23 protein-coding genes are annotated in these 24,210 nt (G+C 62.6%); 7 read left to right on the top strand and 16 right to left on the bottom strand.

What is annotated here, in order from left to right; all coding sequences use genetic code 11:
• Nucleotides 1-683: 683 nt before the first annotated feature.
• A complete protein-coding gene (locus tag ACFWAY_RS22320; protein WP_378512175.1) occupies nt 684-926 on the bottom strand; it encodes a hypothetical protein in 243 nt (80 codons plus the stop codon).
• Between the two features lie 152 nt (nt 927-1,078).
• Nucleotides 1,079-1,258: a YegP family protein gene (locus ACFWAY_RS22315; RefSeq protein WP_378512174.1), complete on the bottom strand. Its 180-nt coding sequence runs from the start codon at nt 1,256-1,258 to the stop codon at nt 1,079-1,081.
• Between the two features lie 332 nt (nt 1,259-1,590).
• On the opposite strand from ACFWAY_RS22315, the gene ACFWAY_RS22310 reads away from it, so the two are divergent.
• A complete protein-coding gene (locus ACFWAY_RS22310; RefSeq protein ID WP_378512173.1) occupies nt 1,591-1,794 on the top strand; it encodes a hypothetical protein in 204 nt (67 codons plus the stop codon).
• Here ACFWAY_RS22310 and ACFWAY_RS22305 read toward each other — a convergent pair.
• From ACFWAY_RS22305 to ACFWAY_RS22285, 5 genes are all read right to left on the bottom strand, one after another.
• Nucleotides 1,786-2,049, bottom strand: a complete 264-nt coding sequence (locus ACFWAY_RS22305; RefSeq protein WP_378512172.1) for a DUF6308 family protein — start codon at nt 2,047-2,049, stop codon at nt 1,786-1,788. The genes ACFWAY_RS22310 and ACFWAY_RS22305 overlap by 9 nt on opposite strands.
• A gap of 33 nt (nt 2,050-2,082) precedes the next feature.
• The gene (locus ACFWAY_RS22300) at nt 2,083-2,481 is read right to left on the bottom strand and encodes a hypothetical protein (protein ID WP_378512171.1); all 399 of its coding nucleotides are present in this window, start codon (nt 2,479-2,481) and stop codon (nt 2,083-2,085) included.
• Nucleotides 2,478-2,816, bottom strand: a complete 339-nt coding sequence (locus tag ACFWAY_RS22295) for a hypothetical protein (protein ID WP_378512170.1) — start codon at nt 2,814-2,816, stop codon at nt 2,478-2,480. Before ACFWAY_RS22295 ends, ACFWAY_RS22300 begins: the two co-directional genes overlap by 4 nt.
• A gap of 304 nt (nt 2,817-3,120) precedes the next feature.
• Nucleotides 3,121-3,270: a hypothetical protein gene (locus tag ACFWAY_RS22290; RefSeq protein ID WP_378512169.1), complete on the bottom strand. Its 150-nt coding sequence runs from the start codon at nt 3,268-3,270 to the stop codon at nt 3,121-3,123.
• Nucleotides 3,271-3,508: 238 nt separating this feature from the next.
• Nucleotides 3,509-3,760: a hypothetical protein gene (locus tag ACFWAY_RS22285; RefSeq protein WP_378512168.1), complete on the bottom strand. Its 252-nt coding sequence runs from the start codon at nt 3,758-3,760 to the stop codon at nt 3,509-3,511.
• A gap of 120 nt (nt 3,761-3,880) precedes the next feature.
• Between ACFWAY_RS22285 and ACFWAY_RS22280 the strand changes: the two genes are divergently transcribed.
• A complete protein-coding gene (locus tag ACFWAY_RS22280) occupies nt 3,881-4,639 on the top strand; it encodes a hypothetical protein (protein WP_378512167.1) in 759 nt (252 codons plus the stop codon).
• Between the two features lie 17 nt (nt 4,640-4,656).
• On the opposite strand, the gene ACFWAY_RS22275 is transcribed toward ACFWAY_RS22280, so the two are convergent.
• Nucleotides 4,657-4,962 carry a helix-turn-helix domain-containing protein gene (locus ACFWAY_RS22275; protein ID WP_378512166.1) on the bottom strand — a complete coding sequence of 102 codons (306 nt, stop codon included), beginning with the start codon at nt 4,960-4,962 and terminating at the stop codon, nt 4,657-4,659.
• Nucleotides 4,963-5,169: 207 nt separating this feature from the next.
• The gene (locus tag ACFWAY_RS22270) at nt 5,170-6,162 is read right to left on the bottom strand and encodes an Abi family protein (protein ID WP_378512165.1); all 993 of its coding nucleotides are present in this window, start codon (nt 6,160-6,162) and stop codon (nt 5,170-5,172) included.
• A 565-nt stretch (nt 6,163-6,727) separates the two neighbouring features.
• Here ACFWAY_RS22270 and ACFWAY_RS22265 point away from each other — a divergent pair.
• The 3 genes from ACFWAY_RS22265 to ACFWAY_RS22255 are packed head-to-tail and all read left to right on the top strand — an operon-like array spanning nt 6,728 to nt 10,520.
• The gene (locus ACFWAY_RS22265; protein ID WP_378512164.1) at nt 6,728-7,855 is read left to right on the top strand and encodes a hypothetical protein; all 1,128 of its coding nucleotides are present in this window, start codon (nt 6,728-6,730) and stop codon (nt 7,853-7,855) included.
• On the top strand, nt 7,852-8,484 hold the full coding sequence (locus tag ACFWAY_RS22260; RefSeq protein ID WP_378512163.1) for a hypothetical protein: 633 nt from the start codon (nt 7,852-7,854) through the stop codon (nt 8,482-8,484). Before ACFWAY_RS22265 ends, ACFWAY_RS22260 begins: the two co-directional genes overlap by 4 nt.
• A complete protein-coding gene (locus tag ACFWAY_RS22255) occupies nt 8,481-10,520 on the top strand; it encodes a hypothetical protein (RefSeq protein WP_378512162.1) in 2,040 nt (679 codons plus the stop codon). Before ACFWAY_RS22260 ends, ACFWAY_RS22255 begins: the two co-directional genes overlap by 4 nt.
• A 678-nt stretch (nt 10,521-11,198) precedes the next feature.
• On the opposite strand, the gene ACFWAY_RS22250 is transcribed toward ACFWAY_RS22255, so the two are convergent.
• The 7 genes from ACFWAY_RS22250 to ACFWAY_RS22220 all read right to left on the bottom strand — a co-directional run bounded on the left by ACFWAY_RS22250 (nt 11,199) and on the right by ACFWAY_RS22220 (nt 23,217).
• Nucleotides 11,199-11,432, bottom strand: coding sequence for a hypothetical protein (locus ACFWAY_RS22250; RefSeq protein ID WP_378512161.1), 234 nt, complete (start codon nt 11,430-11,432; stop codon nt 11,199-11,201).
• Nucleotides 11,433-11,977: 545 nt separating this feature from the next.
• Nucleotides 11,978-13,633, bottom strand: a complete 1,656-nt coding sequence (locus tag ACFWAY_RS22245) for an amidohydrolase (protein WP_378512160.1) — start codon at nt 13,631-13,633, stop codon at nt 11,978-11,980.
• 102 nt (nt 13,634-13,735) lie between these two features.
• A complete protein-coding gene (locus tag ACFWAY_RS22240) occupies nt 13,736-15,229 on the bottom strand; it encodes an aldehyde dehydrogenase family protein (RefSeq protein ID WP_378512159.1) in 1,494 nt (497 codons plus the stop codon).
• A gap of 1,084 nt (nt 15,230-16,313) precedes the next feature.
• Nucleotides 16,314-17,624 carry a flavin monoamine oxidase family protein gene (locus ACFWAY_RS22235; protein ID WP_378512158.1) on the bottom strand — a complete coding sequence of 437 codons (1,311 nt, stop codon included), beginning with the start codon at nt 17,622-17,624 and terminating at the stop codon, nt 16,314-16,316.
• Between the two features lie 218 nt (nt 17,625-17,842).
• Nucleotides 17,843-19,165 carry a flavin monoamine oxidase family protein gene (locus ACFWAY_RS22230; protein ID WP_378512157.1) on the bottom strand — a complete coding sequence of 441 codons (1,323 nt, stop codon included), beginning with the start codon at nt 19,163-19,165 and terminating at the stop codon, nt 17,843-17,845.
• Nucleotides 19,166-20,022: 857 nt separating this feature from the next.
• A complete protein-coding gene (locus ACFWAY_RS22225) occupies nt 20,023-21,594 on the bottom strand; it encodes a flavin monoamine oxidase family protein (protein ID WP_378512156.1) in 1,572 nt (523 codons plus the stop codon).
• 537 nt (nt 21,595-22,131) lie between these two features.
• A complete protein-coding gene (locus ACFWAY_RS22220; RefSeq protein ID WP_378512155.1) occupies nt 22,132-23,217 on the bottom strand; it encodes an LLM class flavin-dependent oxidoreductase in 1,086 nt (361 codons plus the stop codon).
• A 326-nt stretch (nt 23,218-23,543) separates the two neighbouring features.
• Here ACFWAY_RS22220 and ACFWAY_RS22215 point away from each other — a divergent pair, with 326 nt between their 5' ends.
• Nucleotides 23,544-23,891 carry a VOC family protein gene (locus ACFWAY_RS22215; RefSeq protein ID WP_378512154.1) on the top strand — a complete coding sequence of 116 codons (348 nt, stop codon included), beginning with the start codon at nt 23,544-23,546 and terminating at the stop codon, nt 23,889-23,891.
• 32 nt (nt 23,892-23,923) lie between these two features.
• Entirely contained in the window at nt 23,924-24,076 is a 153-nt protein-coding gene (locus ACFWAY_RS22210; RefSeq protein WP_378512153.1) for a hypothetical protein, read from the top strand.
• Nucleotides 24,077-24,210 lie beyond the last annotated feature (134 nt).

The following is a 24,210-nucleotide window of genomic DNA, read 5'->3' as shown; positions in this document are numbered from 1 at the left end:
GGCTGGTTGTTGTGTATATGTTACCGGCTCCCGGCGCTCCGCGCCGGGAGACGGGGCGAGTCGCTTCGCTCCCCGCCAGGGAGCCGCTGCGCGGCTCGCAGTGGGTCCATTCCCGTTGCCGTCGATCGAGTCGCTTCGCTCCTCTGAGTTTCCGAGATTAGGTTCTCACCTGCGCTTTTCATCGTTCCGTTCGATCCGGTCCCCCACACCCCAACGAGGCTGCGGAGGCGGGAGGGTGCGCCCGACCCGCCGCCCACTCGCCTCCCCACGCCGCTCCATGTCATACCCACAAGCATACCACCCACCCCCCACGCAACCAAAACAGTCGAAAAACTCAAAACACCCAAATCTGTTGCTTTATAACATATTACGAACCTTAACAACCTGACATTTGCGCACAAAACACGTAAATCCTTATTCACCAACCAATTACTGAAACCTGTTGTAAATCAACATCTTTCAAAACTGCTCAAACCCGGACGAACCAGACACCCACGCGCCCGCCGACACCCCGCGCCGACACTCCCCCGGCACATCGCCGGCACCCCCACATCACAAACCGGGGACATGTCATCACACCAGGTCACAGCACCATTACGGCCCCACACAGCACACGGCCCGCACCCCGGAAGTCGGGTGCGGGCCGCCGTCAAACCAAGCAGATTCAGCGCTTCGCCGGTGGTTCAGTCGGGGGTGAAGAACAGTTCCATCCCGATCACGAACCACGCCACCATCGCCGCCATCGGCACGAACGCGCACACCAACGGCAGAGCGAACTGCCGGGCGGGCCGCCAGGGAACCGTCATCACACCGCACGCCACCACCGCAACCGCCGGGCCCGCCCAACGCACCCAATACGAGGCCGGCGGCGGATCAGGCCCGAACGAGGTGAACGAGCCGTGCGGATACACCCGGGGCTGCGGCACATTGCCGTAGTGCTGCCACAGCAGAACCGCCGGCAGATAGCAGAAGAACCCCAGCAGCAGACCCGCGATGACGCCCAGCGAAATCCGCAGCCCTTTTCCCGATCCCGCGGGCGGCGGTCTCAGCTCCTCGGCACGACGGGAATCATCAGAGATCAGGTCAGATCCTCGATCGGGGCGGATGCGGCATTGTCCTTGATCGACGCAATCCCGGTCTGAGCCGCTGCCTTCGAGGTGTAGCCCTGGCTCGCCGCGATGATCTCCCCGTTAGCCGCCTTCAGATGGAACCGGAACTTGCCGGCCGCGTCCTTGAAAAGCTCGAACTTCGCAGTCATCACCCCTCCTCCACACGGTGTCCACGACGATCGCGAACCCCACGGAATTCACGGTAAGCCGACCACACACCCACCGGCGGCCGAACAACCCTTTTCGGCGGCACCGTCCGAACCGCGCCCTGGGACGTGCCATCTCCACAGGTCAGAGGATTCTCCGAGGCCGCGGCTCTCCCCGCCCACTCATGCCATCGGATCGAAGTCCCGCACGGAGACGTGCTCGTGCACTCACCCGTTGCGGGGGATGCACACTCCCCGGAAGAGGCGAAAGGTTTGTGGAGTCACAAATCAGCATGGTCGACCCCACGAACGCGGCCGTCGAGAAATGAGTGCACATGCGCTACGAATTCCGGGTCGCCGACCTCGTGTCGGACGCACTGGCCGAAGCGTTCCCCGAACTAGACCGTGCCGCACTGTCCGACCAGAGCACCGTGATCGACGAAGCCCACCTCTACGGGCTGCTTAACCGCTTCCAGTCCCTGGGCCTCCACGTCCTGGAAATGCGGCAGCTGCCCGAAGCCCCACCCTCCTCATGGTGAATTGTCAGGGAGTGGGCCTCCGGTCACCCCGGGACGTGTCATCTTTCCCAGGTCAGAGTCTTCGCCAAGGCCGCGATTTGTGCCGTCCATCCACGCGATCACGTCGAAGACGCGGAGCGCGGAGATCTCCTCGGGGAGGCCGGCCTCCTTACGGATCGACAGCAACCGGCGGTGCAGCGCTGCGTCGTCGGCCCGGAGGGCCTCCCGGACCGGGTTCAGATGTGCTCGCTCGGTGCCCAGGACCTGACTGACCACCGAATCCGAAGATCGGGTACCGCCGGTGGGCGTTTACGGGCGATCAGCTTCGTCGCCTCGTCTGCCCGTCCGCCCGTATTCCGACCCGTCCTCGACCTTCACTGCGACCAGCCGGTTGTCCCATTGCTTCGGCAGTACCACTACGTCCTTGTGGATCCCCTCGACGTACACGCCGAAAGACTCATGAAACGGTGAGCCTTCACCGAGGCGTCCGTTGAGGATGAGGATCTTTTCCACCACTGCCGGCGACGCCGGAGCGTCGATGCCGCTCCGCGGAAACACATCGACCTCACGCGACAAAGTCGCGTACTCCGGCAACTCCGTCTCGTCGTAGGTCCCGAGGATCGACTGGGAGCCGAAGACAATCACCTGACCCTCGTCGAGGTTCGCGCAGGCTGCCTTGATGACCTGCTCGAGTTCCTCGCGGTTCACTTCAGGACGAGCTCACGCAGATCATCGAGGACCTTCATGCGTTCATCCTCGGTCAGCAGCACGTGCAGCGGGGAAAGGTTGCGCATCTCGTTCCCAGTCTCGTCGTCCGACTCGACGATCCGGCGAAGGGTCTCGACGTCGTTGTCCTCGACGATTCGTTCCCACCGATCCAGGAAGTCGGTGAAGTACGGGCTGCGACTCACATGCTCGCGGACACTCTGGAGACTGCGGCGTACGCGGACGGTGTCGAGGGGCAGATGCTCGCGCTCGATCTTGTTCAGGATGGCGGTCTGCATGAGCTTCTGTCGGGTGACCTTCATGTTGACGACGGTCATCTCTCGCTCCCTCCTCACTCAGGCCAACTACCGCTGCGGTCGGTGCCCACAGTGTACGGGTCCGGCCACCGTTTACGCAGGTCACCCCACGCTCGCGCAGCGACGACCCGACCTCCATCCGCCGATACGACCAAGGGCTCACAGGACCATCCGCGCTACCGCGATCATCCCCAATCGGTACAGATCCGCATCCGACGACGGCAGCTCATACAGGGTCGGGCTCGATAGCCCACGCGCAGCGAAGTCGGCTCGCTCGGTGTCAGGCCGGCGACCTGCGGCGAGCGGGTCGACGCGACGGCACCAATCAGAAGCCGAGGGCTTCGGCTTCCTTGATCTTCTCGTCCGTCCAGACCTGTTCGATCGCCTTGCGCTGCTCCGCCGGCAGATCGGGCGTCCACCGGTACTTCCGCCAGAACGCCTCCCTGCGCTCCTGCATTATCGGCTCGTGATTCATGGGGTCAGCTCCTTCGGTTCGCACATATTCCCCGGTGCTTGACCACGAGTCGAAGCGCGCTCCGAGCTAGGCGTCGTCGGCAGCTAAATTAATACTTCGTCAACGCCGCCATCGCCGCAGTTTACGAGTCCGTCGCGAGGGTGGTCGGCAGCCGGAATGTCATACCCCGCCCCTCTCACCCTCAGGAGCCGGCGGCCGGGAACCGAGCCGAGGTGGTCGCTACACGCCGCGCCCCGGATCAGGGGCGGTGCCGGTCGCGGCGCGGGGCGTCGGCGGTCTCGGGCAGGAGCGTGCGGGCCTTCTCCGCCAGGTCTGGCAGGCCGAGCGCGTCGAGCCAGTCACCGTAGGCCCGCGCCGGGGCGGCCAGAGCCAGTTCCTCGTCTACCAGCACCACCGGGCTGGTGGGGTACGCGACGCGGGCCACGAACCGGGCGATCTCGTCGGCGGTCAGGATCTTCCCGAGCGGCGGCGTGGTTGCTGCATCGGTCATGGCGTCTCCCCATTTGTCTGAGCTGACTGGACGTTGTGTGGACAGTATCGCGTTGTGGGCGTGGCCCTTCGGCCGTCACAGGGCCGTGTCATCCGCCCAGTTCAGTGATAGGAATGCGCGGTGATCGATGCGCGCAAAGGATGGCCGGAAGGCGAGTGCACCACCACTGTCTTCTTCGACGGCATGGACCGCTGGAGGACTGCGAACCCGCCGCCCGGCCCCCGAGTTCGTGCCGCGGCGCGTCTGCAGCTTGGCAACTTCAGGCGCCCGCACCAGGCTCGCTGGTGGGCTGCCCTGGCACTGACGATGCTCCTCGCCGTAATCGCGGCGGCACTGGCCACCGTCGCGTTCGATGACGTCCTAATGGTCCTGCTCATCGCGATCGCACTCATGCTGGTCGGGATATTCGTGTACGTCGTCTACGGTCTGGCACTGGCGACTCGATCCCGCGCCTACCCCGTCACCCGGTGGCGGCACTGGTTTCGGGTGATGTGGCTGACGAACCCCGCCAGCACAGTCGGGGCGGCGCTCACCGTCTACGTCCGCCGGGGCGGGGCGGTGACCTTCCACAACCACTTCCGATGGCCCGCAATCACACCCCAGCAGCCGCCGGCCGCGCGCCAGCTACGGCTCGAACTACTGACCATTGCCGCCGAGGCCGACCAAGTCGTCATTACGTTCACGACAGATGAACGCATCGCCACCACGTACAACAGGGACGGGTGGCGGAAACCCACCCCCGCCGAACGTCACGAGTACACGATCCCGGAAACCACGAATCAAAACGGCGAGCTCACGCGCTGGGATCTGCTGTTCGATCCTCGCGACGCAAAATGCGCAGCAACCCTCACTGCTTCACGAGCCGAACTCGCTACCTGAGACGCAGCTGTCGGTGGCTATGCGCCACGGCGGGCGCGGGCGCCCTCGACCACGGACCGCTGGAGCACCCAGGTACCGCCGACACGGGTGGCCGGCAACACCTTGCCCTTGATGGCCTTCAGCACGCCCTGGCGGGTCATCCCGAGCCCGTCGGCGGCCTCCTGCACCGACACCAGCGGCGGCAGGTCCATCGCGTCGGTGAGGCGGTCGAAATCGGCGGTGGACAGCACTCGCAGCGACCGCAACGGCCAGGGGTAGGTCTCCAGGACCGCCAGGGCCGTCGAGGTGGCCTGGCGCACCGATTCGGCGGGGATGGTGAACACGACCTCGGCGTGGCCGAGTTCCGAGCGCGCGGCCGCGCCGCTGTACTCGGCGATCGGGCCGAGCAGGGCTTCGGCGTTCTCCTCGCCTGCACCTCAGCTGTCGAGTGCCATAGAGCCTAGTCGGGCCCTTCAATTCTGCAATCTCACGGCGGCACCGAAGACATCGCGCCGCGCCAATCTGTTTCAGAGAACAGAGACTGTCAGCAATCAAGCGCGACTTGCCGGGGGGCTATAATTCCAAAGGTCCAGCGATTCCCAGGCTTCGGGGAAACCCATAACATTCAGTGACGCGACCTGCTGAATCTCGGGAAGCTTTCGCGCTTGCGTTTTGAAGGTACGCGGCCAGTTGGTCGCAGGTACGATCTGGACAAGAAGCCCCGCGAGGAGCGCTGCCAGGTAATAGACCCGGGCTATGTTTTCCTTCTTCGTTTCTGCCAGGTGCGCCATTCTGTCAGGTACCACATTCGCTCGGACCTTTGCCGGAGGGTAGGGGATGCTCCGGTTCCACATTCGAGCATGATGTGCGCAGTGATTGCGTACTACGTTCAGCGATCGGCTCCACGAGATGAGGTCAGTCGCTCTTTTCAGTCCGAACGCGCCGGCGATCTTCTGTTGGTCACGCGCGGGAAGGAACCCGATGAGTCGGACGATCGCCCCGAAGTCCATCAACTCTGTGGCGGTCCAGATCGGGAGGCGACCGTCGTACTTTTCGCGGAAGTGTTTTACGTAGTCCTCATTCGAAGATTCTTGACACAATTTGTCGTATCTCGCACGCCACGCTTCGTAGTTGGTGCCGTCGTACGTTTGCGATGGTTCGTCCGTCGTTCCGCGATCGAGCAAATCCGGCTTCAGGTGCCCGAATGGGTCAATCTTGCCTAGGTTGTAGGCAAGCCGCACGCGTAGCGCAATCTCAAGATCTGCGAGGCCCTGCATCAGCACCGATCGGAGCTTGGCGTCGAACTCGTAGAGGCGAATCACGTTGTCGAACGTTGCGTCGGGGTGGAACTCATCAAGGCGCCGGCGCGCTTCAGTGCCAGTGACGTCAATGAGCCTCAATGGATACCAGTACGCGGACAAGCGGTAGTAGCCGATCCGTTTGAGAGCGTGGATCGCCTCTCGCCGGTCATTGACAACTAGGCCGCGCCCCTCCAGCTTCTCAAGCTGTTCGTTGAAGGTGAGGTGCGGCTTGAGGTACTCCATCGATTGGCCCCTAGACAAAAGAAAACCGACCCTTGAAGCCGGTGACACGCAGTCGGTGGCTAACAGAGGGGCCGGTGTTGATGTCACGAGCTTAACCGAGAACCAACGCGAGCAATAATCACAGTCTTGTAACTATACGTTTTTGGGTGTCTGAGCTGCGGTTTCACTGAGATCCGACGTTACCCTACTTCCCCGCACCACCGGTTACCCGCGCGTATCGCTCCGCCCCAACATGACGCCGCGGGCACTCATCCTCCCTGCGATCACCTTCCCGCTGACCGGACACGAGAGCGGTCCACGAACACGAACACATGGAACCGATGACACCCACGGCCACTCGCCCGAGGCCACAATGTCATTCACGTGAATGACACAGGCAGGCCGACGATCTCAGCATGACACTCGACGCGGATTCCCCGTCGGGCCGATCGCGCGGGAGGCGCCCGAACGCAATGTAGTTTATCCGCATGCCCACACTTCCCATTGCCGTGCCGACAGACTGTCAGCCGGTGTCGCGACCGACCAGGTCGACGGTGGGAGCTGCGGCGGAACGGGCAGAGTGGTTATGAACCCGCTTGCTGAGCCTTCAAAGCTGTTTAGCCGATTCGCCGACGATGCCGGGACCGACGGTGCTGCACGCGACCGGTTTCAAATGCTGGTCACCGACTTGGTGAAGGTCAAGCACCCCGACGCAGCGACAGTTGAGGGGCCAGGGAACCGCGATTGGGGAATCGACACATTCATAGGTCAGTTGGCTGGTGGCGACATCCGGATCTGGCAGTCAAAGTTCGTTCTCGAATGGCAGGACAAGACCCCACAATCTCAGGTGCGTTCGTCGTTGCAAAGCGCACTCAAGCAAGCAGCCGAACACAAACACACGATCTCCGCATGGACCTTGGTAGTGCCGTGCGTGCTCGCACCCGACCAGATGAAGTGGTTCAAGGGATGGGTCAAGAAACAATCCGGTTCGGGGGTGGCAATCGACATGTGGGACGGCACCGAGCTTCGGCATCAGCTGTTGAATCGTGACGCCATCCACGTTCGACGTGAGTACTTTCCGCATACGGTTGCGCCTGATGGGGCCCCGAGCCCACATCCGGCGCCGCGGTCAGAGCGAGTGGCCATGACGGAGGACATGTCACAGTTCGAGACGGCCTTGTTCGTTCGTCAGCTACGTGAGGCTGGGCATGTGGAGACCGACTCGGCGTGTGCGCACTATTTCGCCACGGATGCATTGATACGGGACTATGAGGCGAAGGGGCAGGACGACGCCGTCGCGTCGATGTCTGAACTGCAGCTTGAAGTTCACGATGTCTGGGAACGCCACTTCAACCAGGAACGGGCGAGTACTTCGGCTGATGGACTTATCCCGAACTTGCTGCACCTGGTACTCGATGATGTGGCGAAGTGCGACAATCCGCCAGGGCTGTACCTAGCCCGTGCGCACAAAAAGGGAACGACCCATCGTCTAGTCGAGCAGCAAAAGGCCGGCTGGGTGACTCACTGGCGAGGTGTAGTGGCCGAGCACCTCACAGCCACCGCCACTCCAAGAAATACAGCACCCATTCCTCCGACGGAGGCATCCGACTCACCTGCAGCTCGCGTGAATGCCGAGATGTCCGGCGCAGCGCGCGAGAACGCCGCCGACGTTATCGACACGGATACCACCGCAAACAGTGTGGAGGTTCCATGATTCCCGCCGACGTGGGTGGCCACACCGCGCCTCCTGGGGAGTCCAACACCTTCCTACCGGAGGAAAGCACCACATTCAGACTCGCACGGATGTTGCTCCTCCTCGATGTCGCCAAGAAAGCTAGCCGAAGGATTCAATCACTGGATCGTCTGGGTTACTACGAGTTCTTCGCCGACAACCCATTCATCGTCGTCGAGGGGAGCAGCCAGCGCGACGAGGCCGATCGAACAACGCTCAAACTTGTGGGCTTTAGCCAGGTACAACTCGCCTACGCGAGTGCAGGGCATCGATTCGTGTCGCGGAGACGCCGTCTCCAGCACGACCTCGCTCTGCTCGTCGCATACGGACTTGCAACGTTGACGAACAACGGATACGTCATTACCGATTCGGGCACCGAGATGGCCGCTGAGTTCCAATCGGTATATGCAGATGCGTATAAAAAGTCGTCGGAGATCATACTCCGTCGACTCGCTGGAATGTCAAACAAGGGCTTAGAGATTGCCGTCGAGAGCTGGTTCGGGCACCCGTGGCTCCTGCTCGATCTTCTCGACGACGTGACCGACGCCGTGGTGCCGCAAACCCGTGCAATTGAGAAGATTTCGGACCCTAATGAGGGAGAACTTTCGTGACGGGCATTCGCATCCACGAGTTGCGACTGGTGGGGACAGTTGGTTCCGGCAAGACCTACGGTGCATCGTTCCGTGAAGCAACCGGGTTCCGTCCACTCTCAATTATTACTGGCCCAAGCCTCACCGGTAAGACGAGCATCATCGACTACATCAAGTATTGCCTGGGCGACAATGAGCACCCTCAGCATCAGGAAGTCCTTCAGGCTGTACGGACGGCCCTAGTTGAAACCGAACTCGATGGCCAGCCGACCGTGATTGAACGGACCGCGACCGGTAGCCCCTCGAAAGTGGCTTCGGTGTGGCGTTCAAGGCTCGAGGACATGAGCTCTGAGACAGAATTGCGCGTCAGCACAGCCCCCCCGAGTGATCCTGACGGACTGTCACAACTGGTTTTGGCGTCATGCAACCTCGACGGGGTCCTCCTGGCAAACTCCAGCGTCAAGGAGGAGACCGCGACGCAGCTGTTGAGCATCCGAGACGTCTTCAACGTGATGTTCGTGCCAAACCACCGGCTAGACAATAAGAGCTTGGTGTTCGAACAAAGCCATCACATGGTTCGGCAGAAGTTCCGTCAAACTGTCGACGCGATATTCGGTATTCATGACAACGAGGATGCAGTCCTAGCAAATCGGTACCGAACTGCTCGTGAACTGGCTAGGTCCGCCCAGGTACTCGCATCCACACTCCACCAACTCGCGGAGACCGAGCATCCCCGTGGCCCTATCCAGCTGCAGAACGACCTCGATGGAGCCGTAGAGGCACTCGCCCAGCTGACTGATGAGCTCGCATCCCTCGACGAACAGCAGCGAAGCTCCGAACGCGCCTCGGCAAGACTTCGGAGAGAACTCAATCTCGCGCAGAGTAGAGCCAAGGAGATGCGAGTACGAGTACGCGACCGACGCAGCCTCGTCGCTCGCCTTGACGCCCTGCGCGGTCAATATGCCGACGACCAGCGCAAGCTGAACTTTCTCCTTGACGCAGAGCGGCTGTTCGATCCTCTCCAAGTCGTGACATGCCCAGCCTGCTTAGGCACCCTCGCCGAGACCCCCACCGTCCAACAAGGCCAATGCACGCTGTGCGACCAACAAATAGCTTCGGCGAACGAGAATGTGCCTGTGCCGACAAACCGCACAGAACCGCCAGCAACCAACGGTCAGGATAAAACCTCGACTACCGCCCTGGCATTTAAAGATGAACGCTCAGCCATAATGGAAGCCGAGTTGCGTGCAGTCAGTAAGCGCCTCAAGAGCCTAAACGAATACGTCGCCCGGCTGACCGCCCACCAGAGAGTTCTGGAGGATGAGAGCATTGCCGCAGACAGTGCTGGGGACGCCGCTGCTCAAGCCGTCGACGCCATCGTTACTAGCCCCGCACCCTGGCTTGCGCTTCGCGACAACCTAAGTCGAGGTATCACTGAAGCCCGTCTGACCGTTCAGTCTGCACAGGCCGGCGTCAACATCTGGCGCCGCGTCGCACAGGCTGAAGCCAACCACGAACGGCTCGCCGAACACGCCCAAGAAATAAATGCCGCGCGCCAGACGCAGCGTCAGCGTCCTGCCCGGACTGAAGTCATAAGAGCCCTCTCGACCCGATTCGGCGAAATTTTGGAAAGTATCGGCTATCCCAAACTAAGCAATCCATACATCGGCGACGATCTTGTGCCGTATGTACGAGGCCTTCCCTACACCAACGCAAGCAGTGGTGGAATGGTTGTAATTGCGCTCGCCTGGAACCTGGCTCTGTGGGAGGTTGCACATGAACGTAACGCTGACGCACCCGGTCTCCTCGTCATCGATAGCCCACAGAAGAATCTTGGCCACAACTCGAAACCCGGCGACGACGACTTCGCCGACGCACGACTAGTCGAGAACTTCTACACCCACGCGAAGAACTGGTTGGCAACTGATGGTGCGGGAGCCCAGCTCATTGTGATCGACAATTCACCACCGCCAAGTTTGGATGGGGACGTCGTTGTGCGCTACACCCGCAAGGCAAATGCCGCCCCCTATGGACTCATTCCCGAGGCTACAAGCTGACTTCTCCCAGGCGGTACGCCCAGTACTTCTCACCCCAACCGTGCACACTCCGCCAGCTCGCTACCCACCCGCCTCACGCGGGTGGACACCCCCGCGGATGGGGAATGACGGCTAAGGTTCGGGACGATCGCGGGCTGTTCCCACACCCGGCGGGGTCACATCACCCGTCCACCCTGAGTCATCTCCGTCGTGGCGCGGTTTCCGAACTGCGTCGACATACGCCGTTTCGAAGGGCTTGAGTGAAGAGAGGTCGATGACGCTCGAGGACACGTTCATACCGGCATCATTCTGAACAGCCGTCGCTTTCCACGCCTCTTTACACGCCTTCCCCGCTACCTGCCGGAGTTTTGACCGTCTTCTCGTCACACCCGACCAGCTGCGCCGCCGAATCGCACACTGGGTCGGGTCGTAGGCCTCCAAGATCTCCATCACTTCCCTGGCACACTTGGTCATGGGGTTCCTTCGGTCGGTTGGTTTGCGCCGCAAACCAAGCCAACTCGAGCGAAGGAACCCCGCCCGGTATTTACTTCAGCGTGTCAATCGGCTGTTTCGTTGGCCGCCGACCCGGAATTCTCGTGTCCACTGATCCGGAGAAACCGTGTCCGCCCAACCGGAGCGAACTGACCGCCTACAAGGAGTCTGACGTGTCCGTTGGCAGGTCGCATTCCTTATTGGGTTTCATAGATGCGGCAACAAGGGGGTCAGGGCGATCGCGGACGCGGTGATACCCGCAACTCCCGCGAGGGCTCCCAGCAGGGCCCGTAGCGATGCGGCCTCGTCGTCCGCGACGTGCGACCGTGACGTGGCGAGTGCGCCGCAGGCAACTGCGCCCACCCCCAGGGCGAATCCCAGTTCGAACACCCAGAATGACGCGATGGAGAGCACCCCCAGGACCATCGACGCGTTGGGCAACCCTGTACCGGGCCGCTTGGTGCAGCGCGGCACGAAGTGCAGGTGGGGTACGGCACCAGACTCACGGGGCCGGCGGCGGTCATGCCCCTCCCCTCCATGGGAAGTCAGGTAGGCCGGCGGGTGTCGCAACGGTTCACCCGGCTGTCTCATCCGTCATCTTTAACCGGAGCACCCGTGGACTTCCTGTTCATCTAGCACGGTAATCCCTTCTGCCAGAATATAATTCGGATCGACGACGAGGGGCTGGTGCACCCGTCAGAGCAGGTCTGCACCGGCCTCGGCTGCCTCGTGCCAGGACTCTCTCGACTGTGGAACCCTCGAAGGAAAGGAGCCGTCCCTTTCCGGAACCCACTACACCAGACGCGATCCTCCGGGCGACCCTGCAAGCAGGTCGGCCCGCGTGGATTACAGCCCGCTCATTCCGTTTGATAGGGAGACAGTGATGGCACGCCCGCAGTCGCCGTTCGCGATACGTACCGCCCGATCCGGACAACACACGGCGGTGACCCCGCCGAGCTCGAATAGGATGGGTCACGTGCGACGGATTACGAGAGTGTCTCCAGTTGCGCGTGCTGAAGCGGCTTGGCACCTTCCCGCTGGTGGACCAGCTCGCCTCCACGGAATACGTAGTCCACTTGCACGTCGCGCAGGTCGTGGTCGGCAACTCCGCTGAGGTCGCGGTCGAGCACGATGACGTCGGCGAGCTTGCCTGCCTCGAGGCTGCCGCGTTCGTGCTCGATGCCCATCGTGCGGGCACCGTTGATGGTGTACATCTGCAGCGCCTCGTCCACCGTGACGGCTTGGTCGAGTTCCACCGGCTCACCGACGAAGCCGATGCGCGTCACCGCGCACGCAACACCGAACATCGGGTTGGTGTGCATCGGCTCTGAGCCGAGGTGGACGTCGGAGCTGCCGGGGATCGCCCAACCTTCGTCGAGCAGCCGCCGGAACGGGAACAGCCCGCCTTTGGCGGCGTCGCCGAGGAACGATGCAGCGAAGTCGCTGGTGTTGACGAACGGCGGCTGCGGCGACGGGAGGATGCCCGCCTCACGCCAATGATCCGGGGTCTCCCAGTCGAGCACGATGTTCCCCGCGTGCTCGAGTCGTGTCGGGACGCCGTTGCCGGCGAATCCGCCCTCGATCAGTGCCTCGCAGACCCATTCCTGGGCACGGTCGCCGTTGCTGTGGATTGCCACCTGCAGACCGGCCTCGTCGCACAGTCCGCGCATCTTGATGATCTGTTCCTTGGTGAGGTTCAGCTCGCCGTAGGAACCGTCGGGGTACGGCTTCTTCACAGCCGCGTTCTTGGCGGTGTATCCGCCGTCGACGAAGAGCTTCACGCCGCGGACCCGATAGTGCTGGGGGGTTTCGACGATTCCCGTCTCACGCCAGCTCATGACGTTGTCCTCGTTGAAGGTTCCCGGAACCCACAGGTAGGCCTCCACCCGTGCGGAGAGTCGACCAGCTGCGGCTACCTGGCTCATCGCACGAGTGCCGGGAACGGTCTCGGTGATCTCGCCGATGGTGGTCACACCGTGGGCGGAGAACTGTGACAGCACACCGGACTCGATCAGACCCGGGAACCGGTCCTCGGGTAGTGGCGGGATCGGCAGTAGCCCGTCGACCTCGGCAACCACACCAGTGCGGGCACCGGACTCGTCGACGAAGACCCTCGCCTTGCCCATCAGCCCCTGATCGAGCGAGGCGAGCCGGTCGAGGTCGGCCAGTTCCATTGCCTTGGAGTTGAGCACCGACACGTGCCCGCCCGCGCGGAGCGCGATCGGGACTGTCCGGCTCACGGCGTCGAGCTCGGCCAACGTCGGGTACCGACGGTCGTCGAGCTTGTAGTCGTAAAAGAGGTTGGCCCGCCCGATCAGCCAGTCTCCGTCTTCGACGTCGGCCAACGCCGCGTGCAGGCGCTCGAGCACGTCAGAAACTGTGCGACACAACGGCACCCGAATGTCTACCGTGGTGGCGGCCAGGACCGAGGCCACCTCCACGTGGGCGTGAACGTCAACGAAACCGGGCAGCACGGTGCGGCTACCTGCGTCCAGCACCGCCCCGATCGGTCGATCCGACCCGGTGCCGGTGATGTGTGCTCCGTCGATCCTGACCATGCTCGCGGTCGGCGCGGCGGTGTTCATCGTGCGCACGTTGCCCAACAACGAGAAGGGCGACGTGGGTACTACCTGGCTTGCCATGATTGCCCCTCTAATTGATGTCGAACATTGGACTGTCGGGTGGCGGAATGATGCCATCGACAGATGTCGTACCGACCAGACCTGTCGGACGACGTTTCGTGATCAGTCGACGGCATTCCATACCGCCTTGGTCTGGAGGAACTTGTCGAGGCCCTCACGGCCCATGTCGCGGCCGTGCCCGGATGCCTTCGTGCCGCCCCACGGAACCGAGGCGTCGATGTAGTTGTAGAGGTTGGTCCATACGGTGCCCACCTGCAGCGATTCCGCCATCCGCTGTGCGGTGCGCAGGTTGTTCGTCCACACGCCCGCTGCCAGGCCGTAGGCCACGTCGTTGGCTCGGGCGGCGGCCTCCTCCGCGGTGTCGAACGGCTGCACTGTCAGCACCGGACCGAAGACCTCCTCCTGCACCACGGGCATGTCGTCGGCGGCACCGGCCAGGATCGTCGGCGAAACGAAGTAGCCATCCTGGCCGAGCGCCTTGCCACCACGGACCGCCTCGACGCCCTGGGCCAGGGCTCGCTCGACGTAGCCGTTCACGCGCGCCTGCTGCGAAGCCGAAACCAGCGGGCCCAGTGTCGTGCCCTCGTCCAGACCGGGGCCGAGCACCAACTTGTCCGCCTCGGCCGACACCGCGTCAAGAACCTCGTCGTAGACCGAACTCTCAACCATCAGACGCGAACCGGCAGAACATGCCTGGCCGGCGTTGAAGAAGATGGCCGAGGCGGCCACAGCTGCGGCGGCCGGGATGTCGGCGTCGGCGAAGATGATGTTGGGGCATTTCCCGCCGAGCTCCAGCGAGACCGACTTGAGGGTCTCCGCAGCGCGCCGGGAGATGTCGATGCCCACCGCGGTCGAGCCGGTGAACGAAATCTTGGCGACGTTCTTGTGTTCCACCAGCGCCACGCCTGCGACGGTGCCCAGACCCGACACCACGTTGACCACACCCGGCGGGAAGCCCGCTTCGGCGATCAGTCTGGCCAGCAGTGCCGCCGACAGTGACGACTGCTCGGCGGGCTTGAGCACGACGGTACAACCGGTCGCCAGGGCGGGCGCGATCTTCCAGATGGCGCCGGTGATCGGGAAGTTCCACGGCACGATGGCACCGACCACACCGACCGGCTCACGGCGGGTGTAGACGTAGGCGCCCGGGAAGCCCGGAGTGATCGTGGAGCCCTCAATCTTGTTGGCCCATCCGGCGTAGTAGCGCAGGGTGTCCGAGGCCATCGGAACGTCACCGAAGCGCGCGGTGGCGATTGGCTTGCCGACGTCCACGCTGTCAATCTGGGCAATCAGCTCGAGGTTCTCGTCGATCAGGTCAGCCAGGCGCAGCATCAGCGCGGCCTTGACCCGGTTGTTGGTACGCGCCCAATCCGGTAAGGCCGCGGACGCTGACGCCACCGCGCGATCCACGTCGACGGCTCCACCGCTGGCGACTGTGGTGAGCACACTGCCGGTGGCGGGGTCGAAGGTCTCGAACGTCGCACCGTCTGCCGCATCGACGAACTCGTTGCCGATGAAGAGCTGATGCTTGCTCTGGATGAACTCCCGTGCCGCCGGGAGCACGGAGATCGTCGGGTTGTCCAGGAGAGATGTCATGGGGTTCTCGAATCTTGAGAGTTGACGTCGTGAAGTTGATCGTGAGCGGATCAGAGGGATGTGCCGTCAGATGAGTTCGATGGTTGGCACGGACCAGTCAGGCGGCTGTTCGTCGACGCGCCGCGGGGCTTGTCGAATTCTCAACGCCTGCAGTCAGGGAACTTGCTCGTTCGTCATCGGGACTTCCGGGCTCTCACGGAACCGCCGGCGGGGATCAGTCGCGGCGGCGCAGGCGCCGTCGACGGAAGGTTGACTTCCATAACACTCCATCCGAAACCTTGACTGGGGCGCGCCCGCCTGGCCGTCCCCGAAGCTGTTTCTTCGCTGCGGCGGGACCAGCACCTCGACCGAATCGGTAATCGGCGACCGCTACCGGACTTGAGCCTTGCATCAGCCCTAAACCTTGCCGATGACCCTATATGAACCAGAATTTTCGGTCAATAGCCGCAAACCGTCAATGATTAGGTCAATGAAGCCGCATACAGTGGGATAGATGGCGGCGCTTCCCGCCAACCAACGCATCAGCTGAACCCGACCGGTACGCCACCCCACATCGGTCAGCACAGGGCAGTGACGTGATCACCATGCTTCAAATCGATAGTCGTTCCGTGGGCGGCGATCCTTTACAGGGCTTGTGCGCCCCGCCATCGCCTGAAGCGCGCAGACAACACCACACGGACTCTCCCCGAATGTGGACGACGAAGCCGCGATGGCCGCATCGACCAGCGCGGGAACCACCACGCCGAGTCCCGTTCGACGGATTTCAGGTAGACCTCGGCATCACAGAAGATGGCGCACAGACTGCCGAGTCTGCAGCGCGCGCTTTGCGAGTCATGGGCGGCCCTCGTGAGCTACCGGGACGAATCGGTCAGAGCTTTGGCGCCGACCGTGCGCGGACATCGTGCGGCAGCTGTGGAGATACCGGATCCGGGATAGCGTCGCACCCTTGAGGTACCGTCACGATCTGCTCAATCGCGATCAGGCCTCCGGTCCAAGTTCCGTCCAAAGTCCGACAATGAACGGTATCCGCCAATGCGGATACCGAACTTTGTCGACCTGTTGCCGTGCATGACTGAACGAACCTTCACTGCGAAATCAGGGCCGAACGCTCGAGGACGCGTTGCAGGATCGCGGCTGCGGCACTTCCGCTCTCAATTGCTCCGTCGATCCAAAAGGTCTTGCCCCGTGCGATATCTGCGGTCGCGAAGGCGAGGCGCTGCTCGGGGGCCCGCATCCCGGCAAGGTGTTTGACGATCCCGACCGGAATCGTGGCATACGACCCGTCGGAGTACGGGTCGGCCGTCCAGTCATGCCCTTCACACTTGATGACCGTGCATCCCGGCATCATCACTTCGAGTGCTCGCTGAATGGCGTCGCGGTCGTTGACATCCAGCAGGTCCGTTCTGGTGAAAAAGGCGACCAGACTCGCCCCTTCATACTCTGCCTCGGTTGATACCCGATGGATGGGTCCAGCCGACATACCGGCGAAGTATGGGGGGGCGTTCTCGACCAAGGCGAAGGCCTTCACCCCTGTCGTACCGGGACGCAACGCGCATCCGCGTCGCTTGTCCTCATTTAGTGCCGGCGCGAACTCGATGTCGTCCCAGCAGTTGACCGGCACGGCAACCACGACCCCCCGAGCCGTAATCAACTGATTCTCGGCGGTCGTCACTGTTACCGCATCTGCCTCCTGGTGCACCCGGACGACGGGTGTCTCCAATCGAACGTCGATGCCCGGATGACCAACCATCGGGTCGAGCAGCGCGAGCGGTCCACCACCGATCTTCTTGTCGGCGGCCAACACAAAATTGATCAGACTGTTGCCGTGCTGGACGATCGTCCAGATCCCGGCAAGGGCACTAATTTCGGAGGTTGGGCACCCGCCCTCGAGGAGCACCCAGGAATCGAAGAGATCCCGCGTCGCCGGCTCTGGGTCAGCCTGCGCAAGGAACTCGCTCCACGGGATGTCCAGGTCTCGGTAGTTCTGAGTTTCGATCGGAAGTGTCGGATCAAAGCGGGAGGCCGCCGTCAACACATGGAGCGCCGTGCGTTCAAAGCTCTGCAGCTCCTCCGGATGGATCGGGACACTGCTTTCAAAGCGATGGCCACCGAACAGGGAGCCGTACGTCTGAATGGGAGGTGATTCGTCATATCCCACGCCGTAGCGCTCGATCTCACGACCGACGAAGTGATTCAGTGTTGATGAAACCCACGTACCCCCGAAGTCCACCGGCAGTCCCGTCTCAGCGAACGTTCCATAATAGACGCGGCCGCCGAGCCGATCACGTGCTTCGAGCAACAGCACGCTATACCCGCCTTGCGCCAAATCGCGCGCCGCGGTCGCACCAGCAAAGCCAGCGCCAATGACGATCGCGTCAAAATCGGTACTCAACATCGATCCTTTCGTGGCGGTCTTTCACGTCGATGAGTGAGGGAGTTGCGCTTAGGCCACCGATCGTGCAACCCGGCGAAGGAATTTCGTCCGAACGCCAGACATCACGTGCAGCAGATGTGCGGTCTATCCTGTGATGCCGTCACACGATCGGCGGGACGCTTCCGATACGTCCATGGTCAGGACTTTGCCTTCATCCGGATGAGCAGGGCAGCCTCAGATCACCCGAGAATCCGCTTGACCTCACGGCCGGCGCGTAGGCCGGTCTCGATCGCGCCGTCGAGGAACGATGGCCACAGCGAAGCGATATCGGCGGTCGCGAACACCACCCTGCCTTCGGACTCCGCCAACTTGGTGTGCGGCTGAAACTTTGTGAGCTGGCCGGCTTTGTGCACCGACCAGGCACCCCGAGTGAATTCGTCGTCCGTGTCGTACAGGCTCGAATGCATTTCGATCAATTCGGCGTTGGGCAGCAGATCGCGGATCGCGGCGGCAACCTCGGCCTGGTCTTCCGGGTCCTTCATCGCAGGACCGCTGAACACCGTGACGAGCTGCTCGTCCTCGGAACGCTTGTACGTGGTGAAGATCGCCGTGATCGGGTGACCGGGCAACGGCGTGATGGCGAATACACGCGACTCGCCGCGGATCACACCGACTGTCTTGCCGCCACGGGGAATCTGCAGGCTCTCCTTGGTGGCTTCGCTCTTGTCGGCCGCGAGCGGCGGGTCGAAGTCGAGGTAGGGCCACACTCCCGACGGCGTCGCCACGACGACCGCCTTGCCGGTAAGGACCTCACCGTTGGCCAACGTGACCGAGGCACCGTTCTCGTCGGACTTCACAGCCGTGACCGGAGTGGACAGGCGAAGCTCCGCGCCACTGTCGTCGAGGATCGCCTGCACGAGGCTCTCCTGGCCGCGCTTGAGCTTCGAGTTCTGCAGGTCCGAGTAGTACTCGATGTAGTTGTGGCCAGCCGTTGCCCACCAGCGCAGCATCGCGACGTAGCTGACCTCGTCCGGGCCGGCTCCGGCGAATGTGGTCATCAGGGTGGCCAGCAGGTCCGAATCGTCCTTGGACAGGCCCAGCTCGTCGATCCGGTCCTGGACCGTCATGTGGTCGATCTTGGCGATGGCTTCCTCGTTGTAGAGCGGGTTGTACGGCCGCGGAAGTGCCTCGTATGACGGTTCGAAGAAGCTCTCGAGCAGCGGCATTTCGCGCTCGATGTGCTCATCGACGGTGGACCATACGAGCTCGCCCCCCTTGGGGGTGCATGCCCACTCGAACGGGTCGTGGACCGCGTCGACAACCTCGTCTGCGAGACCGTATCGAGTGATCTCCGCCCAGTAGTGCGGCTGGTTCCAGCTGAAGAAGGTGCCGCCGATGTCGGCCTTCTCTCCGTTGTCCATCTCGATGGTCCAGGCACGGCCGCCGATGCGGTCGCGACCCTCGAGGATCACCACTCGCAGTCCGCGCGCGGAACATTCACGCGCCGCGGTGACGCCAGCGAGTCCCGCGCCGATCACCAAAATATCGTATTCAGACATCATTGGCCTTTCAGTATGTCTTGCCGTAATTGTTGTTGTTTGCGAGCAGTGGTGCCGATCGTCAGATATGTGACTGGGCGTGCCCGCCGTGGACGAGTTGTCACCGATACTGCAGCTCTGCCGATCGAGGTGGGTCTCAGACCGCGCGGGGATTGCCGTCGAAAGGGATGACGCCACGAGTTTGCAGTCGCCGGTTTTCTGTCGCAGCCATCGCGCCTCTTAGATCTCGAACCCGACCACCTCTGGAAATCGTTTCACCCATTGAAACGCCATTTCTGTGATCGGTACGGCGAGTGTATTGGAGACCACACACTGTGGCAAGTGGTCACATACCCGAAATGTCAAGTTGTTCATCCGCGCGCCCCACCACCCCGTGCCACAGGATGTACAGGGCCCCGAAGCATGACGGACGAGAGAACTGTCAGGATCCGAGCTCGAGTCTCAGTAGCTTCGAAACGTGCTGCGTTCCAATGCACCTCGACGTGCTCCGGCAAGTCGATCCACTCGGTCGATTCCGCAGGATGCAACGGCCCGACGAGGCGGTCGATACGGGAAGCTCCAGCTTTCGGTCGCTCGCCGACTTCGATCGGCCGCTCATATGCGACGTGCGCCCTGAGCAACCGGACGCTACGAGCGAGGGGCCACGTACAGCGGCGGCACTCCAGCAAGCCCTCGGTTTCTCCAGCAGGTTCGAAAATCGGTGTCGAAGTTCATCATCCGAGACGAGCAGCTTGGTCTCGACGCGAAACTCAACGGATGGTCTCGACGGGCGATAAGCATGAAGGCCCCCGGCGCAGGGTGCATCGGAGACCGATGAGCCCGAGCCGGAGGCCTTCATGCGCACCCCTCGATATGCTTGCCTATTGCAGTGCGGCGTTGATCTCCCGTGCCACGCGCGTGCCTGAGCGCATCGCCGTGTGCACGCCGATCATCGCCGAGAAGTCGGCCGTACCGAATCCACCGGTGGTGTCGTCCACGCCGAATCCCGCCCAGTCGCCCGCGAAGTGGACGTTGCCGACCGGATGGATCAGCGCCGGAACCGTGGACTCGTAGCCGAACCGGGGATATGTCGCGCCCGAGACCCAACGATCCACCCGATGCGCGCGAACCTTGCCGCGAGCCTCCGGGAAGACCCGGTAGAAGTCGCGCAGGTATGCGGTCGCGATCTGCTCATCGGTGCGGTCGATCATCGGCTCGGCCGGTGCGCCGAACGACAGCAGCTTGATGATCGAAGTCTTGAGTCCCGCGGCCGGGTCTATCCGCTGGGCACGATCGGTCTGCGACGGCACGACCAGACCGAACGCAGTGTCCACCGACCAAGCACTGACCAGGTCATCCCACTGCATAGGGCCGCTGTCCTCGACCAGCACGTGCATCTCGATCACCGGCTCGCTGCGGAGGTCCCGCAACACCTCCAGCTTCCACGTCGGCAGGTCGGAAACGATCCGCGCAGCAACCGCAGGAGGAGTGGCCACCACGACCTTCGTCGCCCGCACGATCAGCTCGCCCTCGGTCGAGAGGGCGGTCACCACCGCCCCGTCGGCGTCCTGGGTCACGTCGATCACGTGAGCGCCCAGCACCGGCGGATTGGGCAGTTTAGCCGCCATCGCCTCGAGCACCTCGGGCATACCGGCAGTGGGCGAATGATATTCGTCCCACGAATCGAAGCCTGCGCCACCATAGGGCAGCATGAAGTTCAAGAAATAGAACGCCGACACGTGCTCGGGCAGCAGGCTGAATTCCGAGTCGTAGATCCGCCGGTAGTACTGCAGCACCTCTGGGTGGACGTCGCCCAGCCAGTCCGACGCGCGGACCTTCACCAACTCGCGAGCGTAATCGGCGCCACCCTCGGACCACACCTTGGTGATGGCCTCGTTGATCTTGGCGTAGACCTCGGTGAAATTCTTCTTGGCCTCATCGGAGATCGGCAGCTTCGCAGCCAGTTCGTCGCAAGACTCCGCACGGATCAAGGACTTCCAGATCACACCGCCCGTGCCGTGCACGTTCGTCATCGGGACGCCCAGTTCCTCGATGAGGCCGCGCTCGAACGAGTTGGGGTCGGCGTCGGCCCAGTCCTCGGCACCGACCGTGATGCGGTAGCCCTCGAACTCCTCGTGGTGCGAACGCGCACCAAGGTGCTCGCCGGCTTCCAGCAACAGCACATTCCGATCACGCAGCTGATACGCCGCCGATACGCCGGCGCTGCCGGCACCGACGACGACTACGTCATAGGTCTCAGTCATGGGTGGTGGGGCTCCTCTTGTAATCCTCATTTGTTGGCTACGACCGTTCGGACGCCGCCCTACTGTTGCTGACGCTGCTCTCAAACCCGTTAAGGCAGATTTACACTGACCAAGGAACTCGTCGATGTCTTCGACACGGTCCTGCGGCCCAGTCCCGGTACCCTTCTCACCGCCGTACGGCCCGACCACATCCAGAATGACTCCGCGATTCATTCGCCATCCCCGCGACGAGCGCTTCCGGTACCGGCGAGTCGCGTACCAGACCTGTGGCGTATAGCGGTGCAGGACTCGATGCGCTCGCATCTGGGCGTCGCCCGACTGAAATTGTGACGCACGCGAGGCGGCCGCAGTGGCTAGCGTCGGCCACCTACACAAGTACTCCACCGGTAGCCCGATTTGTGCAACGGGAACATTGCTCCGCTACTCGACGGTGTCTGCTTGCCTCGCCACACAATGGCTCGTCGTGACGCCGGCAGCGCCTCGATGACGGAACGACCGACCACTTCGGCAATGAAGAGCGCCCTCTAGGAGAGTGATGTCCTCATCCAGCAGGTCGGTGACTGCGAAACCCAAATTCAGGTCGATCAGCGAACGACCTTTCTGCGCGCCGCGAGCTCCTTGGACCGAGCGGCCAAGCAGCGCGGTCTCGCTGTGCTGTGCCGAAACTGACTGCCTTTCCTGTCATTGCTGACTGAGAACCTCGGCGTCGTCGAAATTCCCGCTTGCTTAGGTCGCCGCCGCGGAGGACGAAACCGGCTCCATTGCGGGAATGACGTGCTTACCGATCAACTCGATGGTCCGCATGTGCAGGTCGTGGCCGAAGCCGTCCACGCGAAGCAGCAGCTCGTCGACGCCGATCTCGGACATGCGGGTAGCGGTCTCGATGATCTCGTCGGGGGTACCGACCAGCACGCTGGGGGTGTGCTTGCGCATCCAGTCGATGTCGGTGTGGTGCTCCTCGAGCTTGCCGAGAGCGTCGGTGTACTCGTAGCCGGGCTGCTTGAGCAGCGGCTTGGACTGTTCGAGGATCGACTGGAACCACGGGATGGCCTGCACGGCGCCATCGCGCAACGCGTCTTCACGGGTCGACGCGCACAAGGGTGACGGGACGTAGAAGCCCATGTGGTCGGTGACCGACTCGAAGATGCCTTCGGTGTTCTTTTCCGTGGACCGATACGCGTCGACACAGCCCTGGATGTAGTCGTAGCCGTAGTAGTTGTCGAGGAAGTGGATACCGAGGCCGAACTGAGCTGCGGCGGCGCACGAGGTCGCGCTCGCGCCGACCACCGATACCGGTGGGTGCGCTTGAAAGGTCTTCGGGGCCAGGCTCTTGTTGATGTTCGGGATGTTCCAGAACGCACCCTCGTAGGAAAAGTCATCCTGGCTGCGCAGAATGTGGCCGATGGCGCGGATCGAGTCGTCCCAAATGGCGCGAGTCTTCTCCGGATCGATCGTGAAGGCATTCATCGTCGGAACGTCATTGCCTCGTGCAGTGGACAATTCGGCACGACCGCGCGACAAGTTGTCCAGCATCGACAACCGTTCCACGACCGCCAGCGGGTGGTTCCACTTGTGCAGGGTGATCGCCGAGAATCGCACCTTGATGCGCTCGGTTCGCGCCGCCACGGTCGCCAACAGCCCGTCGGGCGACGATGTGGTCATGTGCGGGAAGGCGAAATGCTGTTCCGGACAACCCCAGGCGTAGAACCCGAGCTCGTCAGCCAACTGCGCCTCGCGAATGATTTCCTCGTAGCGCGTAGCCGGATTTGCAGAGTTACTACAGTCACCGTCGATGAGAAGGCTGAACTTCATGTGAGCACCGTCCGATCCATAATCGATGCCGGGCGGCTGTAGTCAGTGGGACTGGCAGTGGCCGCGATATGCCGGCTGAGGGAACTTGTTCCGGCCGGGTTCGACAGTGGCCCGACCGGCGTACACCCGACCGAACCACTCCCCCAGCTGGTCGAATGACCGTATATCAGCACTGGAGAGCGGTCAAGGGGCGCATATAGTCGAATCGAATAGCCGAATGGGCGCAAAATTCTTGACCACCGATGCGGGTCAGGCGATGATTCCATCAGTTCCGCCGCGCGGTCCGAAGAACGACCGCCGGTACCAACTGACTCCCTAGGAATCCCATGACACTCTCGTTCGGCAACATCACCATCGACAGCATCGACGCGGCCAAGCTCGCTGCCTTCTGGTCCGCCCTGCTCGGGCGGCCAGTGGCACCCGGCGCGGACGAGAACATCGCTTCGATCGGACCGGCCGATGCGAGCCCGTCACTTACCTTCCTGAAGGTCCCCGACAAGGGGACCGGCAAGAACACCATGCACATCGATCTCGTGGCAGAAGACCTGACCGCGCAAATCGCGCGGGCTGTCGACCTGGGCGCCGAGCATGTGAACGACTTCGATGAGTACGGCGCCAAGTGGGCCACGCTCAGCGATCCGGAAGGCAACCTCTTCGACATCGTCGCCGGCTAACAACCGATTCGCCATCCCCTGGAGACGGGACGATGTCGAGAACGGCAGCCCCCTCCTTCGATCCCGACGCCGTCCCACACCTCCTCGCCGCCGACGGCGACGGCGACGGCGACGGCGACGGCGACCTGCAGGAAACGCATACGCGCCGGCCGGAGCGGGGGCCACGCGATCGTCATGCCGCTTGACCCGCTGCCAGCTCCCGAACTGGTGGCTCGGGACTACGCGAACCACTGGGCACGAGGACGACGGCGTGCCCAGTGGGAAGCGGGAAAGATCAGGTAGGGCGGCCAAGCCTTCGCCTAACGAGGGGTGGGATCAC

It is taken from the genome of Rhodococcus sp. NPDC059968 (genome assembly GCF_042738615.1).
GTDB lineage: Bacteria > Actinomycetota > Actinomycetes > Mycobacteriales > Mycobacteriaceae > Rhodococcus_F.
Note: the sequence above shows the minus strand (reverse complement) of the source record. Positions and strands in the feature narration are given on the sequence as shown.

Bases quoted from the DNA above. Each gene is read 5' to 3' on its own strand.
- ACFWAY_RS22215 (WP_378512154.1), top strand. From the start codon at position 23,544: ATGACACTCTCGTTCGGCAACATCACCATCGACAGCATCGACGCGGCC.
- ACFWAY_RS22230 (WP_378512157.1), bottom strand. From the start codon at position 19,165: ATGATGTCTGAATACGATATTTTGGTGATCGGCGCGGGACTCGCTGGC.
- ACFWAY_RS22295 (WP_378512170.1), bottom strand. From the start codon at position 2,816: ATGACCGTCGTCAACATGAAGGTCACCCGACAGAAGCTCATGCAGACC.
- ACFWAY_RS22270 (WP_378512165.1), bottom strand. From the start codon at position 6,162: ATGGAGTACCTCAAGCCGCACCTCACCTTCAACGAACAGCTTGAGAAG.
- ACFWAY_RS22240 (WP_378512159.1), bottom strand. From the start codon at position 15,229: ATGACATCTCTCCTGGACAACCCGACGATCTCCGTGCTCCCGGCGGCA.
- ACFWAY_RS22285 (WP_378512168.1), bottom strand. From the start codon at position 3,760: ATGACCGATGCAGCAACCACGCCGCCGCTCGGGAAGATCCTGACCGCC.
- ACFWAY_RS22310 (WP_378512173.1), top strand. From the start codon at position 1,591: ATGCGCTACGAATTCCGGGTCGCCGACCTCGTGTCGGACGCACTGGCC.
- ACFWAY_RS22245 (WP_378512160.1), bottom strand. From the start codon at position 13,633: ATGGCAAGCCAGGTAGTACCCACGTCGCCCTTCTCGTTGTTGGGCAAC.
- ACFWAY_RS22315 (WP_378512174.1), bottom strand. From the start codon at position 1,258: ATGACTGCGAAGTTCGAGCTTTTCAAGGACGCGGCCGGCAAGTTCCGG.
- ACFWAY_RS22210 (WP_378512153.1), top strand. From the start codon at position 23,924: ATGTCGAGAACGGCAGCCCCCTCCTTCGATCCCGACGCCGTCCCACAC.
- ACFWAY_RS22290 (WP_378512169.1), bottom strand. From the start codon at position 3,270: ATGAATCACGAGCCGATAATGCAGGAGCGCAGGGAGGCGTTCTGGCGG.
- ACFWAY_RS22260 (WP_378512163.1), top strand. From the start codon at position 7,852: ATGATTCCCGCCGACGTGGGTGGCCACACCGCGCCTCCTGGGGAGTCC.
- ACFWAY_RS22235 (WP_378512158.1), bottom strand. From the start codon at position 17,624: ATGTTGAGTACCGATTTTGACGCGATCGTCATTGGCGCTGGCTTTGCT.
- ACFWAY_RS22265 (WP_378512164.1), top strand. From the start codon at position 6,728: ATGAACCCGCTTGCTGAGCCTTCAAAGCTGTTTAGCCGATTCGCCGAC.
- ACFWAY_RS22220 (WP_378512155.1), bottom strand. From the start codon at position 23,217: ATGAAGTTCAGCCTTCTCATCGACGGTGACTGTAGTAACTCTGCAAAT.